Annotated in this window: 13 protein-coding genes and 1 pseudogene; 6 read left to right on the top strand and 8 right to left on the bottom strand. The window is 52.3% G+C overall.

Annotation, left to right across the window (positions count from 1 at the left end):
- Positions 1-76: 76 nt before the first annotated feature.
- Positions 77-1,485, top strand: a pseudogene (locus RY831_RS33480) (IS110 family RNA-guided transposase).
- Between the two features lie 195 nt (positions 1,486-1,680).
- Here the strand turns inward: RY831_RS33480 and RY831_RS31800 are convergent.
- The 5 genes from RY831_RS31800 to RY831_RS31785 form a co-directional block, all read right to left on the bottom strand.
- Positions 1,681-2,256 carry a DDE-type integrase/transposase/recombinase gene (locus RY831_RS31800; RefSeq protein ID WP_326510304.1) on the bottom strand — a complete coding sequence of 192 codons (576 nt, stop codon included), beginning with the start codon at positions 2,254-2,256 and terminating at the stop codon, positions 1,681-1,683.
- Entirely contained in the window at positions 2,253-2,591 is a 339-nt protein-coding gene (locus RY831_RS31795) for a transposase (protein ID WP_225984950.1), read from the bottom strand. The genes RY831_RS31800 and RY831_RS31795 overlap by 4 nt, the downstream gene beginning before the upstream one ends.
- Before the next feature lie 35 nt (positions 2,592-2,626).
- Positions 2,627-2,866 (bottom strand): recombinase family protein, encoded by a 240-nt coding sequence (locus RY831_RS33340; protein WP_367576117.1) that lies wholly within the window; start codon positions 2,864-2,866, stop codon positions 2,627-2,629.
- 781 nt (positions 2,867-3,647) lie between these two features.
- Positions 3,648-3,869 (bottom strand): hypothetical protein, encoded by a 222-nt coding sequence (locus RY831_RS31790; RefSeq protein WP_326510303.1) that lies wholly within the window; start codon positions 3,867-3,869, stop codon positions 3,648-3,650.
- A gap of 397 nt (positions 3,870-4,266) precedes the next feature.
- Positions 4,267-5,454, bottom strand: coding sequence for a branched-chain amino acid ABC transporter substrate-binding protein (locus RY831_RS31785; RefSeq protein ID WP_326510308.1), 1,188 nt, complete (start codon positions 5,452-5,454; stop codon positions 4,267-4,269).
- 529 nt (positions 5,455-5,983) lie between these two features.
- On the opposite strand from RY831_RS31785, the gene RY831_RS31780 reads away from it, so the two are divergent.
- From RY831_RS31780 to RY831_RS31765, 4 genes are all read left to right on the top strand, one after another.
- Entirely contained in the window at positions 5,984-7,297 is a 1,314-nt protein-coding gene (locus RY831_RS31780) for a serine hydrolase domain-containing protein (RefSeq protein WP_326510302.1), read from the top strand.
- Positions 7,298-7,360: 63 nt separating this feature from the next.
- On the top strand, positions 7,361-8,203 hold the full coding sequence (locus RY831_RS31775) for an SDR family oxidoreductase (protein WP_326510301.1): 843 nt from the start codon (positions 7,361-7,363) through the stop codon (positions 8,201-8,203).
- Between the two features lie 54 nt (positions 8,204-8,257).
- Positions 8,258-10,123: an AMP-binding protein gene (locus tag RY831_RS31770; protein WP_326510300.1), complete on the top strand. Its 1,866-nt coding sequence runs from the start codon at positions 8,258-8,260 to the stop codon at positions 10,121-10,123.
- Between the two features lie 50 nt (positions 10,124-10,173).
- Positions 10,174-10,797, top strand: coding sequence for a 2-hydroxychromene-2-carboxylate isomerase (locus tag RY831_RS31765; protein ID WP_326510299.1), 624 nt, complete (start codon positions 10,174-10,176; stop codon positions 10,795-10,797).
- Between the two features lie 112 nt (positions 10,798-10,909).
- Here the strand turns inward: RY831_RS31765 and RY831_RS31760 are convergent, their stop codons facing one another.
- The 3 genes from RY831_RS31760 to RY831_RS31750 form a co-directional block, all read right to left on the bottom strand.
- Entirely contained in the window at positions 10,910-11,527 is a 618-nt protein-coding gene (locus RY831_RS31760) for a TetR/AcrR family transcriptional regulator (protein ID WP_326510298.1), read from the bottom strand.
- 980 nt (positions 11,528-12,507) lie between these two features.
- Positions 12,508-13,407: a nucleotidyl transferase AbiEii/AbiGii toxin family protein gene (locus RY831_RS31755; RefSeq protein ID WP_326510307.1), complete on the bottom strand. Its 900-nt coding sequence runs from the start codon at positions 13,405-13,407 to the stop codon at positions 12,508-12,510.
- A 2-nt stretch (positions 13,408-13,409) separates the two neighbouring features.
- Positions 13,410-14,012: a type IV toxin-antitoxin system AbiEi family antitoxin domain-containing protein gene (locus RY831_RS31750; protein WP_326510297.1), complete on the bottom strand. Its 603-nt coding sequence runs from the start codon at positions 14,010-14,012 to the stop codon at positions 13,410-13,412.
- Between the two features lie 185 nt (positions 14,013-14,197).
- Between RY831_RS31750 and RY831_RS31745 the strand changes: the two genes are divergently transcribed.
- Positions 14,198-15,403, top strand: a complete 1,206-nt coding sequence (locus RY831_RS31745; RefSeq protein ID WP_326510296.1) for a tyrosine-type recombinase/integrase — start codon at positions 14,198-14,200, stop codon at positions 15,401-15,403.
- Positions 15,404-15,506: the final 103 nt, after the last annotated feature.

Below are 15,506 nucleotides of genomic sequence, written 5' to 3'. Positions count from 1 at the left end.
TAGTACATGCAGAATGTCAGCCATCAAGAGTAGGAGCATCCTTCTGTTTGTCCGTTTACCGAAGGAGGAACCTGAGATGGCTGACACCACAAATGCTACACCTGCGCTCAATCTAGTGGCAATCGACATTGCTCGCTATTGGAATTATGTCCTGCTGGAAACCGCGGCTGGCAAACTTCACCGCTTCAAGATGGGCAATACTGCGGTTGACTATGACCGCCTGATTGGCTTTCTTCAATCATTATCCGGCCCATGTCGCGTTGGTATAGAGCCTACGGGAGACTATCACCGTCCCATCGCATATCGTCTTCTGATGGCGGGATTTGAAGTCGTTGGAATCAACTCGGTTGCTGTTGCCCGCTATCGTGATGCCATGTTCAATTCCTGGGACAAGAACGATCCGAAGGATGCTGCGGTGATTCTAGAGATGCTGCGCCGTCAGGCCTATCAACGGTATGTTGATCCTATGGTGGCTGGCACTCATGATTTGCAGGAAATCGCCAAGACCTATTACCAGGTATCACGCGCACGTACGAAGGCACAGAACTCACTGATCAATCATGGACTACCGCTTTACTTTCCAGAGATGCACCGCTATTGGGCGACTACCCGCAATGAATGGTTTATCCGTTTTCTCATTGAATTTCCAACTCCCGCTCATGTAAGGTCGCTTTCGCAGGAGGCCTTTGTGCTGGCAGCATGGGATCTGGTCGGTCGCAAAGTGAATAAGCAAGCCAAGCTTGAGGAGATATGGGAGATCGCCGGTTCGAGTGCCGCGCTGCCTCACGCTCCTGATTCACTGGCGGTAGAGATGTTTCGCGTGACTCTGAAGCGCTATCAGGAATTAAATCAGTTAAGGGCCAGTATCGAAGAGCGCGCGGAACAAGTACTTGCAGGTAATGAGGCCTTCGAACANATTCACTGGCGGTAGAGATGTTTCGCGTGACTCTGAAGCGCTATCAGGAATTAAATCAGTTAAGGGCCAGTATCGAAGAGCGCGCGGAACAAGTACTTGCAGGTAATGAGGCCTTCGAACATCTCAAGACATTACCCGGGGTAGGTCCTGTTATTGCTCTAACGATTCTGGCTGAAGCTGGAGACGTTAAACGCTTTGCCTATCATCGGCAGTTCCTAAAGTACTGTGGCTTTGATCTGGCCAAGCAGCAATCAGGAAATCAACGTGGCCGCGAACAATTATCCAAGCGAGGTAACGCCCGCTTGCGTCTGGCTTTCTGGCTCGCCGGCGCAGGCGCAGTACGTATGCGTGAGAACTCGTTTCGAGACAAGTACGAGCGTTATATCAAGGCTGATCCCAAGAATGCGGACTTGCGTAGAAAGGCGCTTACCGCAGTCGCAGCCAAGATGGCACGCGTAGCCTACAGTATCGTCAAGACGAACCAGCCGTATCGGCAGTTCTTTGAACAAGCTTTACCCAGTGGATCGATCCCTCACTCAGTTGCCGTTGGAGCGCATGCGACTCCGTAGATAATGCTCGGACTTTCCACTGGGTTCCCTATGCTGTTTTAGGTACGGTGAAGATCGTGGCGGCAATTGCTTCGAATCTTGTGTCTACTATGGTCAGGCAAGGATCTCACTACGTGGAAGAACACTGGACTGTTGTGCCTGCTCTTTGTAGCTGCCAAACGGCTAATTCCGCTTGGCCGGGATACTTTTACCTTTTTAGCCGATACCTCTTGCATTTAGTACGTTATCCGAGCGAAGCAGGAACGGCACTGGTACACGTCCCAAGGTCCCGTAGCGGGCAATCAACGCTTGTTCCAGGGCCGATTCAGCGGTCTTGGCCTTGCCAGAGCGTGACAGGTGCCAGCCAAGCAGCTCTCTGGTATGGCAATCGATCACCAGGGCCAGCACTGCCCAGCCATCTCGACCAGCCCAGACCCGACAAAGATCTGTTGCCCACCGCTCATTCGGCGCTTTGGCCACTGATGGCAAGGCTTGCACCCGCGGCCGCAAGCCAATGGGCCGTTTCTTCACCTGCCAGCCCTTGAGCTGGAAGATGCGTTGAACTGTGTTCTTGTTGAAGTCCAGCAGGTGCGCCACCGTCCGATACCCGAAAGACGGATTCTCGTCGATCATGGCTTTGATCGGGCCGGCGAAGCGATCCTGGACCTTCGGTGCCGACCTAACTGGCTTGTAGTACACCGTTCTCCGCGGCACGCCGAACCATTGACAGATCTTGCTGATCGAGACGGTAATGCCGTCTTCCTTGAGTCCCTGGCGGATCGTCTCGATCACTTCTCGTCCTCGCCCAGCAGGGACTGCAGCTTTTTTCGCGCACGCAATTCAAGCATTGCCTCGCCGTACGCCTCCTGCAGTTCTTTGATCTGCCGCTCGTACTGTTCTTTGACGTCCAGCGGCTTAGCGCGCAGTGCGTTTTCCAGGCCTTTGCGTCCTTCGTCGACCCACTCTTCGATCTCGGAAGGCGGGATGTCGAATGCCCGGCTGGCTTCGGCCACGCTGGTTTTACCCTGAATGATTTCGGTAACCAGCGCCGCTTTGCGCTTGGCCGTCCACCGTTTGAATTCTTCTTCCATCGTCATGCTCATGTGATTCCCTTTCGTGATTATCACCTGAGCAGGTTTTCAGTGGGTCATTACAGTTGCAGTTACGGCTTAGAGACGGAAAATGCTTTCTTGTATAAGGCACGTACGCTGGCAGGATACCAGCGACTGCCGTGGACGCTAGCCATCCCTTGTCGGTTCAGAGCATTCGCAATCATCCCGAATGAATCGCCCTTTGCTCTTCGGGCAATGATATCAGTCGCAATGCAGCAGTTACCACCCGATGCGCATTGGTTTGTAGGTCTCTCGCTATTGTAGGAATGACTTCTTCGCGTTGGCGGCATAGCGTCAACAGTGGCTAGCAGTTCCCGAAGGAGAAAATTGTGGTTATTCATAACCTGCCATCAATAGTTAATATAATTTGTGGTACAGCAGTCGCAAGCATGCCCTTCATTAATTCCTTTTGCCACTACGCAGGAAACTAATGATTAGTGTCGGCATTCCTGCTACAGCAGCATTCCACGCTCGAAAAGGCAGAACTATCTCCCAAATCGACTTGAGGTGCGTAATGCAAGAGTAAAAGGGCGGCAATAGTAACCATCGTTCAATAGAACCAACCACCTGCTCATGTCCGCTGAAAAGTCCCATTAGATAGCATCGAGAATGCTAAGATAGGGGTTTAACTAGCTAACCGTCAGTCAACAGATACACCTAAGTCCTTGAATATTTTGTTGCCCAGGGCACCATGTCTATTTGCTGCAGCTTTGCAAGAGCTGCTGGAGAGCCATCATCGAAGGGGCAGTCCATTGGCTTCTTAACCACCGACGGAAGGCATTAATCGTACTGATATTAAGTACAGCATCAGTCATTTTAGTGTGGACGCTTAGTGTCTATCAGTGACTGCGCAAGCTATTGCCGAATCGGGCCGTCGACGATCAGCACCAAGTCGGCTTCCTCCGGTACTTAAATACGGTCAGCGGATGTGTATACGGGGCAAAGCGCGGCGTCATAGGAATCTGAAAATAATTCTTGCTGATGCACATTAACTCACCGCATTACCTGAGTAGGAGTTCTTTGCGGCACTGTAAGTTGTTCGAATTTCTTTTACTACTGCCAAGGTTTTTTCTAAATCGTAGAGACATTTTCCCTTGACTTGTACTGTGCTCTATGAGGGCCTCGAGGATTAAAAACTTCCAATAGACGCAACACCTGCCTTTGATTTTGGGCATGAATTTCGCCACCATATTTGTGTGGTGTACTCTTGGTCCGCTGATGCCGCAGGTCCCGTCTTAAAGCCTCAAGCAATGCTTGGAATTCATGCGGGAAGATTTCAGCCAGTTCAATCATAGTTATATCCAGATTACCCCGTAAAGTTATCGGCAATAATTGATACTCAGTCCCATTACTAAAAAGGCTACATTAGCAGTAGGGGCTGCGAAGGATCGGTTGTCGTCCAGCTAGACTGCGACTTAGAAGAATGACCATCAACACGACACCAGCCATAGTTGGTGGCCCCTCTTCTCAAGGCAGACATCGCTGGCAAACGATACTCCTCGTAGCCCCTCAGCGCTTGTGGCGCCATCCCCTGGGAACGGAACTGTATGGCCGCTGAAAACAGAATCATCCCTACGGCGCTTTGTAGCCACAACATCTTCGCTTGAAGCTCTCGCGGCATCCCAAAGGAGAAAAAATTGTGAGTTCCTTGAACAACCACATATGCCAATTGAGACGAGCAATATGAACTTTAGTGGCCTGGGCGTTTCATTGCACATGAGGTAGGCTGCGTTGCCACATATGCGTCACTTTTTGCGAGTGTCTTCCAACCGTACCCAGTGTTTTCCTGGTCGTATCTGATGTCTTTTCCGTTGACCTTAGTCCAGATCGAGACATAGAGTGGCTGTTGTGCTTGGTGATCACTCTTCCGCATTTCGACCGTGCCATTCAAACTCTGGACCTTCATACCTTCCATGGCGAACGCAACCTTGACAGGATCGTCGGACTTCGCTTCGCGGACCGCGCGGGAAAGAAAGGTAATTGCAGTGTATGTTGACATCCCAACGAAATCGTCCTTATAGCGCGTTTTGAACCCCTCGGCGACGTCTTTTCCGGGAAACCCTTCGCTATTCAGGTTCCAATACCAAACATTTTTAATACGGCCGTCACCCGCAGCGCCCATCGCCGTCGGAACCCCAGACGTGTTTGCGTAGTAAGTATAGAAATCAGCCTTTAGGTTTGCATCGTTCGCCGACCTGACTAGCAAAGAGAGGTCGCTACCCCAGTTGCCCGTGATCACCGCGTCTGCGCCAGAGGCCTTGATCTTGGCAACGTAGGGAGAGAAGTCCTTGACCTGCCCTATAGGGTGCAGATCGTCGCCGACAATCGCAATATCTGGGCGCTTGCGTTTAAGATACTCTTTAGCCGCGCGGGTGACCTGATGTCCGAACGCGAAGTTCTGGCCAATAATATAGACCTTCTTGATTTCTGGCTGCTGCGCCATATAGGACGTGATGGCCTCCATCTTCATATCAGAATTCGCATCGAACCTGAAATGCCAGAAACTGCATTTTCCGTTCGTCAGATCGGGATCATTTGCCGCGTAGTTCAGGAACAAGACTTCACGCCCGGGGTTGCGTTCATTATGTTTATTGATTGTGTCGATCAGAGCAAGCGCCACCCCAGAGCCGTTTCCTTGCGTGACGTATCGGTAGCCCTGGTCAATCGCAGCTTTCAGTTGGACTAGCGATTCCTGCGGACTTCCCTTATTGTCGAATCCGACCACTTCGAAAGTATCGCTGCCAGCCCACCTTCCATTGTTGGCAAGATCTGCAACATGCTTCCAACTGTTAAGTGCGTTCTGTCCCACTGCAGCAAACGGGCCGGAAAGTGGATCGATGAATGCGATCTTTATGTTTGCTGCTGTCGCCACCGACATGAACAACGACAGAATTACTCCAGACTGTAGTGCACGGATACCTGCCTTCATTGTTGTCTCCTCAATGTTGAACTGCTGGTTTTTCGGACGCCACCGCAGCTCCTTATACCAAGGTGGTACGACCTGGGCACTCCTCTCCAAGAAGCACTTGCTTTTGAGTTCGGCCGCCTAATACAGCCAACTGCAGCGGATGCAACTTACTAGCACCACACTTACGCAAATGCATTTCCAGAACGACTTTGTAAGCGTCGCTTACTTTCGTAGAGAAAAGGTACTTCAGCTAATTAGGACTGTCAACATAAATATGCAGTGCTTACATTACACGCTCTAAAAGCGTGTGTTCGCGTTTCTTCTTCTGCAATTAATTGCATACCAGTCAATCTTTTGCGCGTGTTAATTGTAAGCACTGCATATATCGGTTGACATGCTCACTCTTTGAATAGTAGTCTTGATTTGTCGATGTAAGCACCGCTTACAACGGAAAGCTTTACAACGGACCATCAATCACGTTTTCCAATCTACAAAGGTCATGATGAAGAATCCAAAATGTGCTTTCAGACTTCATGCGGTTGTCGCTGCAATCGGCGTGCTGCTTGCCGTCCCTTTAGCTGCACAGGAAGTGAAACTGCCACCGCCTGAGCATACCGATCCCGTCGCGCTGGCAATCATGAAAGGATTTCCTCCTCCGGCCGAGAAGATCGTCAACTTAGGAAATTTATTGAAGTATCCGAACAGCCGCTGGGGTTTCCAACATATTCGCGAGCTTGGGCCGACTGCGAACGTCTGGCGCGGGAGAGCGGCCATATCTTCGCTGCCTGAAGCGGCACGGCAACTGGAGAATGTCGACTTCCAGAGCAAGGATGGCCAGCAGATCAGTGTCGAGGACTGGCAGAAAAGCACTTACACCGATGGACTGCTCGTACTGCACAGGGGTCACATCGTCTACCAGAGATACTATTCGGGCATGCGGCCGGAAACACCACACGCGCTCTGGTCACTAAGCAAGTCCTTTACCGGTCTTCTGGCCCGCATCCTGATCCAGGATAACAAGCTGGCTCCGCATGCGAAAGTGTCCGATTACCTGCCTGAGCTTGCAGGTACGGCATGGGGTGACGCGACCGTCCAGCAGACACTGGACATGACAACGTCCGCTCAGTATCGCGAAGTGTTTTCCGATCCGAAATCCGAGATTTTCCCGTACCTGTTCGCAGGAGGCATATTGCCGGCGCCGAAGGACTACAGCGGCCCGAAGACAACCTATGATTTCCTCAAAACAGTGAAAAAGGACGGGGAACATGGAAACGGCTTCAAGTACAAATCAGTTGATACTGAGGTCATAGGCTGGGTACTGTCACGGATTACCGGAAAGAGCTTTGCTGAACTGGTATCCGACCACATCTGGAGCAAGATAGGCGCTGAGGAAGACGCCCATGTGTGGGTTGATCCTGCTGGAACGGTACTATCCAGCATCGGACTCAATGCCACGTTGCGCGACCTCGGGAGGCTCGGTGAAGCTTTGCGAATGAACGGACGAATCAATGGAAGCCAGGCTATTCCGGAGGCCGTCGTTGCTGAACTCCGAAAAGGCGCCGATCGCGAGAAATTCAAGGCGAGCGGCCAGAATGTCCGCGCCGGGTATTCTTATCATGACTTCTGGTGGAATCCGCACGACGCCGATGGCAGCTTTGAGGCGAAAGGTCTCAACGGTCAGCACATCCACATCAATCCCAAGGCGGAATTAGTTATCGTTAAGCTTTCTTCCCATCCTATTGGCGACACCAGTTTCACGCACGAATTGGATCGGAGGGCATTCGCAGCAATTGCAAAGGCGGTGGTCCAATAAGACCACATTTCACTGCACCAAGAGCATCAGTGCAGATCAACAGACGTATTTCAGGAGGAACATATGAAAGAGGTATTTCAGCCCAATCTATTGTCCAGCAAGGTGGCCTTTGTGACTGGCGGTGGAAGCGGCATCAACCAGCGTATTGCCGAGCAATTTGCAGAGGCAGGCGCCGCAGTGGCGATCATGGGCCGCGACAGAAACAAAGCGGAGGCCGCAGCTTCCCTCATTCGCGAAGCTGGCGGACAGGCCATCGGGTTGTCTGGAGATGTGCGCAATCATGATCAGGTATCTGCGGCCCTCTACGAAACGAACAAGGAATTCGGACGGCTTGATATCGTCGTGGCAGGCGCGGCGGGCAATTTCGTCGCTCGTGCGACCGGGATGTCTGCGAATGGTTTCAAGACGGTCATCGACATTGATCTGCTCGGCACCTTCAATACAGCGCATGCTGCTTATGAATACCTGGCCAAGCCTGGTGGCTTGGTACTGGCCATCTCAGCCGTTCAATCAACATTGCCGACAGTGACGCAGTCGCACGTGTGCGCGGCTAAGGCTGGCGTCGACATGCTTATTAAGACACTCGCAATCGAATGGGGTCAGACTGGAATCCGCTGTGTTGGGATTGCACCTGGACCTGTCGGCGACACCGAGGGCATGAAAAGGCTTGCGCCGGACGGTAAGGCGAGTTGGGATCGTATTCTCGGCCACATTCCCTCACGGAGGGCAGCCTCGCAGGATGAGATTGCATCGCTCGCGCTGTTTCTCGCGAGCCAAGGTGGACAATACATCAATGGGACAATCATTCCCATCGACGGCGGCCAGACGGCGGTCGGCTCCTACGAATTCGGTTCAATGCTAGACGATTCCATCAAAAAGGATCACTTGCAGGCAGCAAGCGCATAATCACCAAACGGTTGATCGGAAGAATTCATACAAAAACATAATGGAGATAGTCACATGATCAGATTTCCCGCGCTACAGGATCTGAAGCAGGGACAAAATCCCTTTACAGCTACGACGTTTGACGATTGGGTCGCTACGCCCAGCGTCTATGCGCTGCTGCAAGAGTCCGCGAGGATGCACGGTGATCGCACCGCTCTTATCTGGATCAACGATGGTGAGCCGGAGGAAAAGCCGCGCCAAGTTAGCTATGCCGCTCTTTTAGAGGAAGTGTCGCGTACCGCAAACCTATTCCGCGCGCTCGGTGTGCAACGCAAGGACGTGATTGCGTACATGCTTCCGTCGTTCGTGGAAACTCAGTACGTACTTTGGGGAGCGGAGACGGCAGGCATCGCCTGTCCGATTAATTTTCTGCTGCAACCGGAACATATTGCCGAGCTTCTCCGCGCGGCTGGTGCTAAGGCTCTTGTTGCTTGTGGAAGACTTCCTGGCATCGACATTTGGGAAAAGGCACTTCAGGTACGAAGTCTTGTTCCTGGCCTCGTTCTTATCAGGGTGAACGGGCAGAAGACTGACGACTCAGATGTTGTCGATTTCGAAAGCGCACGTCGTGCGCAACCGGCTGACCTTTCATTCTTCGATCTCCCGTCGCGTGGCGATGTGGCTGCCTATTTTCATACGGGCGGGACGACCGGGTTGCCGAAGCTCGTCACACATTCGCATCAGAATCAGCTTTCAGCCGCGTACGGTGCGGCCGTTGCTGCCAACTTGTGTCCCTCGGATGTTATTACCAACGGTTTCCCCATGTTCCATGTGGCGGGGACCATTTTTTGCAGCCTCTCACAACTGATGGCGGGAGCCGGAATACTAATTCTGTCCGCCGGCGGGTTCCGCAATCCGGCCATGATCCGAAATTTTTGGCGTATCGTTGAGCGGTACCGCGTCACAATTGCCGGCGCCGTTCCCACGGCACTTTCAGCCATCGTCGGCCAGGAACCAGGCGGCGCGGATATATCCTCGCTGCGTGTCGTCATGTCCGGCGCGTCCTCACTCCCCCGCTCGGTGGCTGAAAGCGCGGAACGCATCACTGGCCGCCAGGTGCGTGAGATGCTCGGCATGACCGAGACAGGTGGTGTGATTGCGACGGAAGCGGCATGGCATGACCGTGTCCTGGGCTCGGCGGGGCATCCGATTCCGTTCGTCGACATAGAAGCACGCCGCATGGAAATGGATGGCAGCTTGGGCAGGCGTTGTGAGGCTGAGGAAATCGGAGTGCTGGTTGTCCGCGGTCCGAATGTGACCGACGGCTACAAGAATCCGGCACATAATGCAGGTGCCTTTACCAACGATGGATGGCTTGTGTCTGGCGACCTTGGCTATCTTGACCTGACTGGCCGGGTTTTCCTGACAGGTCGCGCCAAGGACCTCATCATCCGCAGCGGGCACAATATCGACCCCGCGATGATCGAGGATGCCTTCCTTGCCCATCCGTCCGTTACCGCAGCGGCGGCGGTAGGAATGCCGGATGCCTATGCGGGAGAACTGCCTGTGGCATTCGTCGTGCTCAAACCCGGACACCACTGCTCGGATACGGACTTACAAGCCTTCGTCGAAAAACGCATTCATGAACGGCCCGCCTACCCGAAAAGGATCTTCCTTGTCGACAGCCTACCGATGACGGGGGTAGGGAAGATATTCAAACCTGCCCTGCGCAGCCAATGTGCCGCGGCGTTGTTTGGAGAAGTTCTTGACGGCGAACCGGTGCGCTCCCTGATAGTCAGTGAAAAGTCCAAACGAGGGATGCTTCTTGAAATTGGCCTCGACGCTGATGCTTCAGACAATGCCGACCAACGCGAATTGGCACAGCAACGCATTGCAAAAAAGCTTGCCCCTTACCTAGTATCGATTGCGTGGAGCAATTAATGTTATCTCGCCACTCTGATAAACGGACGGAGCGAATCGAAAGCAAGTACATGGATCAATCCATCGATTTCTATTTTGATTTTATCTCGCCATACGGATACTTTGCGGCGATGCAGGTCGAGGCAGTCGCACGCCGCCACAATTTCAAGGTGCGCTGGCATGTCTTCCGGTTGGGCGTGGCGGTAGTAAAGGTAATGGGTCTGCGGCCAATGATGGAAACTCCGCTCAAAAATGTCTACGTTATGCGCGATGTAGAGCGGCTATCGACGATTTACGCTTTGCCAATCCTGTCAAAAACAAAGATACCCGATCCGGTACTTCTTGGCAGCGCATTCTATGCCGTCAAGGATGCGCATCCCGCGTGCGTGCCAGCATTTTCGAAAGCACTGTATGCGCACATTTGGCAAAAAGGCGGATCCGTAACAAATGCCGATGAGCTGGCTGCAATCGCATACGAAGCAGGCGTCGACCCAGAATGGAGGGTTTCAACGGAGACATTGGAAGTCGGCCGGATACGACTCAAGAACGCCACGGCAGACGCAATTAAGCAGGGAGTATTCGGATCACCAACTTTTGTGGTCGGCAAGGAAATGATTTGGGGCGTCGATCGCCTTTGGATGCTGGAACATTACCTGCAAGATTATCGTGGACAAGATGTCGTGAACATAGCGTAGGCGTGCCTCGGAAAGCCAAGATGCCTTTTTACCTCGCAACGGCGCAGATTGAAAGGCTCATCTATCGATTCGTTTTGCCGCTCGCCCCCTTCGGGGGCCAGGATCTATCTTATCAGCGCGTACCGGGAGCGGCCACTTCCTTGATCTCGACGGACAACCCGTCAATAAACGTATCCAGAATCTCAGACATGGCTCGTCTTGCACTCGTCTTGCTGAGTCCCCACTGAGAGAAATGACCTGAGACGTACATGCGGGCGAGGCCAAAGACCAGGGCCCGTCCCCCAAACTGAATCTTCGGCGGCACGCCATCCATGAGCGCACGCACCTCCTCGTTGTCGCGACGCAAAGATTCCGATCCATCGAAATCGATCTGACTTTGTGCAGAAATGATCTGGAAATGGGTGGGATGACGCACTGCCCAGTTGAGATATGCCATCCCGATAGCACGAAAACGTAACAGAGGATCTGCATCATCAAGTTTCTTTAATTCACTGACGATTTCTTTTCGGAAGAATTGCATTGCCTCTTCGGCTACCGCCGTCAGAAGTGCCGTCTTGTTTGGAAAGTGCCGAAACGGCGCCCCGGTCGAAACGCCAGCGCGCCGGGCAACTTCCCTTAAATTGACATTCTCGAACCCACCTTCCTCGACCAACGCGAGGGTAGCATCTATTACTGCTTGCCTTAGATTGCCATGGTGGTAGTTGGCACGGCCTTCGATCACTTTCGGCATGTATCTCCTTGTCGTCGATTGTCAGCAACTCTGTGTCCAGCGAGGCTAAGACAAAGAATCCATAAAGTAAGCATTGCATATATGTTACCTGTATTCTATCAGGTAGCTTGCCTGTTTTTGACGTTCGTTATGTGGCAGAAACATATAGTGATCCAAATCTGCTTCCAATGTTACGCCTTCGAAAAGCACGTATAAGGGTTACCGTACTTTTCATGCTACATAGTGCGCTTCGTGACAGCTTACTGATGTCTTAGCGAGTGGCCTTTGTAAGACTTTTTTGCATAGGCTCGATGTAATGCCCGTTTACCCTCTGGCCGGAGGCCACTTCGAAAACACTATCCGGCCTCCTTGACGTTCTTGAATCGCGATCCTTGCCTACCGGTCCTGCAATCTACAGGGCTACGTCAGGTAACAAGGTCCAGCACTGAGTCCGTCGCATGACCATTTTCTCTCAATTTTGGTTAAAAGGTCAGATTGCCGAACTTTTCTACTATTTCTCAGCATCCAATCAAATATGATTCAATACCGCCTCGCCGGTATGCCAAATTTCGTTCAGCAATAACCACAAGCCGTTCCTTTTCATACCTGCTCCGTCAATTTGCTGCTGACGGTTCTTGCCCGTTGGACGTCATGTATCCCACTAGTAGATGAGGATGGATGTTTTGCGATTCAGTCCTATCTGAGCGAGACGCGGGAGCAATGCGCGCCACAGGTTCGATGTTGATTTGAAGAAATTCTATCGATCTACGATTACTGCGCATAATCGTAGATACAACTTCGATGCATGTCGAATTTTTTTCGGGTTACTAATGTTAGACATTCTTGCAAAATCAAGGTCGCGACAAGAAATGACATTAACGCCAAAATCATCGAAAAAATGACATTATTCTTCCAGTCTTCTGCCGAAATCAAGACTCGTTATGGGCTTGTGAATGAAGGGCGTGAAACCTTTGAGCATCTGTCTCCACTTCCAACTCAAGTTAATGGTGCCATGGCCCTTTCGCTACCCACCACTGATTAAAACCTTCGCCTTTGGAAGACGCATCCAACACTGGCAGCAGAAAGTGCCTCAATGTCGCCACTACGGAGAGTAGATCCGGCGCATTCAACTTGTTTTTCCGAACGAAAGCATTCCACTGAGTTTGTTTGGCTGGATCACCAGCAAAAGCGTCTGATAGCCCCACCGGGTCGGAGTCCAAAGCTGTCTTTCGACGTGTAAGTGTCGCCGCCAGAGCCTGTTGCAGCGTTGTGCCGTCGAAGTCTGAGTAAGTGCTCAATATCCACAAATCAAAGAAATCCTTCAAGCGCGTATTGGCCATCGCCAGCTTGATCATTGCTTCGGTCTTTTCAGCCACAACCGTATAGCGAGGGTATGCACGCAATGCCGGCTTCGGCATGTCATTCAACAATACTGGGTACTCTACCTGATCTGCCTCCGGGGTCACTGCGTCGCCATAGCCAATATCGATCTGGATAGGGCAGCGTACGTTGTCAATCAGGCCCAGAAAGGTCACACGTACACCCTCGTAATTTGATTCCTTGCGGATTTCTGCCGACTTCACGGTCTTCGCATCAAAGACAATCCCATCGTCTACGTGAATCTCGCATACCTCTCTGAAGATTAGGATCATCGCTTCCAGACCATGCGTGCCAAAGCCCAATAGGTCAACGTCTCTGGTAGGACGGTGCGGCATGTCAAACCAGAGGTTAAACAGCATAGCGCCTTTCAGCAGAAAGGATTCAGCGTGACGTGACTGGGACAAGCGATACAACATGCGCTCCAGACCGTACCTTGTGAGCATCTGCTGGTACTCGACGCCTTCCTCCTGCGCTTTGTTTTTCAGGCGAGCCAGAATAGACTGTGCGCCACGCTTTTGCATATTCAAGCAAGAAACTCCAGGTAAGGCCGCATAATCTTCTCCACCCGACAGATTTTGCCGTAGTGGTAAAGCTCGGTCATCGTTACCTTCTGCTGCTGCCAGGCTTCTCGCAGTGCTTCGATAGCGATATCAATGCCAATCTTGTTGCGAAACTTGAAGCAATCGGCAACCGTTTTTGCTACGCAGTAAACGCGGATGGTCTGCCCTTGAATCTGATGCGTCTCTACACCCTCCGCTAGTGATGCACCGGAATACCGGACCACATGAATAGGCGGGTAGTCGATCCTGGGAATACGTGCCTTGTTGGGCAACGCAAGCCATACCTCAGTGGGCGACTGGGTCGTCAGATGGTGGAATTGCAGTGCAGTGAGCAGGCAAAACACAGCATATGGCGTCCTGACACTTACCTCGATCAGGCTGTCATATTCCGTGGAGACGCGATCCACCCATGCGTAGACACCGCGGCTAAGGCGCGTGAGCTTTCCCTCACGCACTAGTCGGCTGAGTATTGCGCGCGGCGTACCAGCCTGGACCGCGTCCATAGCCCGGAACGTAGGGCGCGTCGCGGTCAGGGCTTTTAACGAGGCAGCTTTTGTTGTACTCATCACACTATTGTTCCATAACGTCGGTAAATGTCAACAAGTACCTTCGTTTCGGAATGCATTTACGCGTCTGGGTTGGTCGTTACAAACTAGTAAGTATTTCCCATTTTCAACCATTCTAACCTTCCAAAGCAGTCGACTTCCTACAATGGCAAATTGTCACAACGTGGCCTTCCGCCTGTCCTTCAATGTTCCAGTCCATAGCAAAGTCTGAACTCTCCACCTCCACCGCACCGACCGCTTCTTTCTTTATACCGCCGGGGATCGATGGCTCCCAAGGCACAAATCGAGCGAATGGGAACCGACCCCTCATTGCAGCAAACAATGACTTCGAGGCTATCAAGGCGTGGCTAACGCGCTATGCCGATACGAGTACAACCTTTGCCAACTATCGCAAGGAGGTCGAACGCCTGTTGCTGTGGTCAACCCTTCAGCTTAGGAAGCCATTGTCGTCGCTGACTCACGAAGACCTGCTCGCCTACCAGTACTTTCTGGCTGATCCGCAACCCGCCGAGCGCTGGGTCATGCAAGGTGGGCGTAGATTTGCCCGTTCCCATATAGAGTGGCGCCCGTTTGCCGGCCCCCTCTCCCCGCTCAGTCAGCGGCAAGCAATGATCATCCTCAATACGATGTTCTCCTGGCTGGTGAATGCCGGCTACCTTGCTGGCAACCCTCTATCTCTATCCCGACGGCGTGGACTCAAGACGCCACCGAGGATAACGCGGTACCTGGAAAAGGATCTATGGAATGAGGTCAAGCAAACGATCGAGGCAATGCCGAAGGAAACCAAGCGGGAACGAGAGCATTATTTCCGCAACAGATGGCTTTTCACTCTGCTCTACCTATGTGGGTTGCGGATATCGGAAGTGGTCGACAACACCATGGGAGATTTTTTCTGTCGCCCTGACAGAGATGGCGAGAAACGCTGGTGGCTGGAAGTCGTCGGCAAAGGCGACAAGACGCGCCTTATTCCAGCCACGACAGAGTTGATGGACGAGCTGTCCCGATACCGAAGTGATAGAGGTTTGCCGCCTTTCCCAATCTACGCTGAAGCCACACCACTGCTGCTTCCCATCGGGGGCAAATCACGGCCGATGACACGCGTTGCGGTTCACAGCATTGTAAAGCGTGTTTTTCATAGCACGGCGACTCGCCTCGAAGCTTACGGACCCTCGCACAAAGGGACCGCTGCGAGGGTGAAGGCAGCATCGGCTCATTGGATGCGACACACTGCAGGCTCGCATATGGCAAACAGTGCGCTTGATCTTTGCTACGTGCGGGACACCTTGGGTCACGAGTCCATAGCGACTACCAGCCGATATCTTCACTCGTCGGATGACGATCGTCATCGCGAGACAGAGACGCGTCATCGTGACCTGGTAGAAATCGTGTAGCCACCCACTGGGTGAGTCTTCATATTATTTTCGACATGGAGGCATACATGCAAAAGCGATTTACAGAAGAACAAATCATAGGTGTCCTGCGGGAGGCGGAGGT

Source organism: Noviherbaspirillum album, from assembly GCF_035916955.1.
Classification (GTDB): Bacteria; Pseudomonadota; Gammaproteobacteria; order Burkholderiales; family Burkholderiaceae_D; genus Noviherbaspirillum; species Noviherbaspirillum album.
This window is presented reverse-complemented; position numbering and strand designations above follow the sequence as displayed.

What these genes read in the sequence shown, in the direction of transcription:
- RY831_RS33340 (WP_367576117.1), bottom strand. Translation starts at nt 2,866, where the DNA reads ATGCCGCCAACGCGAAGAAGTCATTCCTACAATAGCGAGAGACCTACA.
- RY831_RS31790 (WP_326510303.1), bottom strand. Translation starts at nt 3,869, where the DNA reads ATGATTGAACTGGCTGAAATCTTCCCGCATGAATTCCAAGCATTGCTT.
- RY831_RS31785 (WP_326510308.1), bottom strand. Translation starts at nt 5,454, where the DNA reads ATGTCGGTGGCGACAGCAGCAAACATAAAGATCGCATTCATCGATCCA.
- RY831_RS31780 (WP_326510302.1), top strand. Translation starts at nt 5,984, where the DNA reads ATGATGAAGAATCCAAAATGTGCTTTCAGACTTCATGCGGTTGTCGCT.
- RY831_RS31775 (WP_326510301.1), top strand. Translation starts at nt 7,361, where the DNA reads ATGAAAGAGGTATTTCAGCCCAATCTATTGTCCAGCAAGGTGGCCTTT.
- RY831_RS31770 (WP_326510300.1), top strand. Translation starts at nt 8,258, where the DNA reads ATGATCAGATTTCCCGCGCTACAGGATCTGAAGCAGGGACAAAATCCC.
- RY831_RS31765 (WP_326510299.1), top strand. Translation starts at nt 10,174, where the DNA reads ATGGATCAATCCATCGATTTCTATTTTGATTTTATCTCGCCATACGGA.
- RY831_RS31760 (WP_326510298.1), bottom strand. Translation starts at nt 11,527, where the DNA reads ATGCCGAAAGTGATCGAAGGCCGTGCCAACTACCACCATGGCAATCTA.
- RY831_RS31755 (WP_326510307.1), bottom strand. Translation starts at nt 13,407, where the DNA reads ATGCAAAAGCGTGGCGCACAGTCTATTCTGGCTCGCCTGAAAAACAAA.
- RY831_RS31750 (WP_326510297.1), bottom strand. Translation starts at nt 14,012, where the DNA reads ATGAGTACAACAAAAGCTGCCTCGTTAAAAGCCCTGACCGCGACGCGC.
- RY831_RS31745 (WP_326510296.1), top strand. Translation starts at nt 14,198, where the DNA reads ATGTTCCAGTCCATAGCAAAGTCTGAACTCTCCACCTCCACCGCACCG.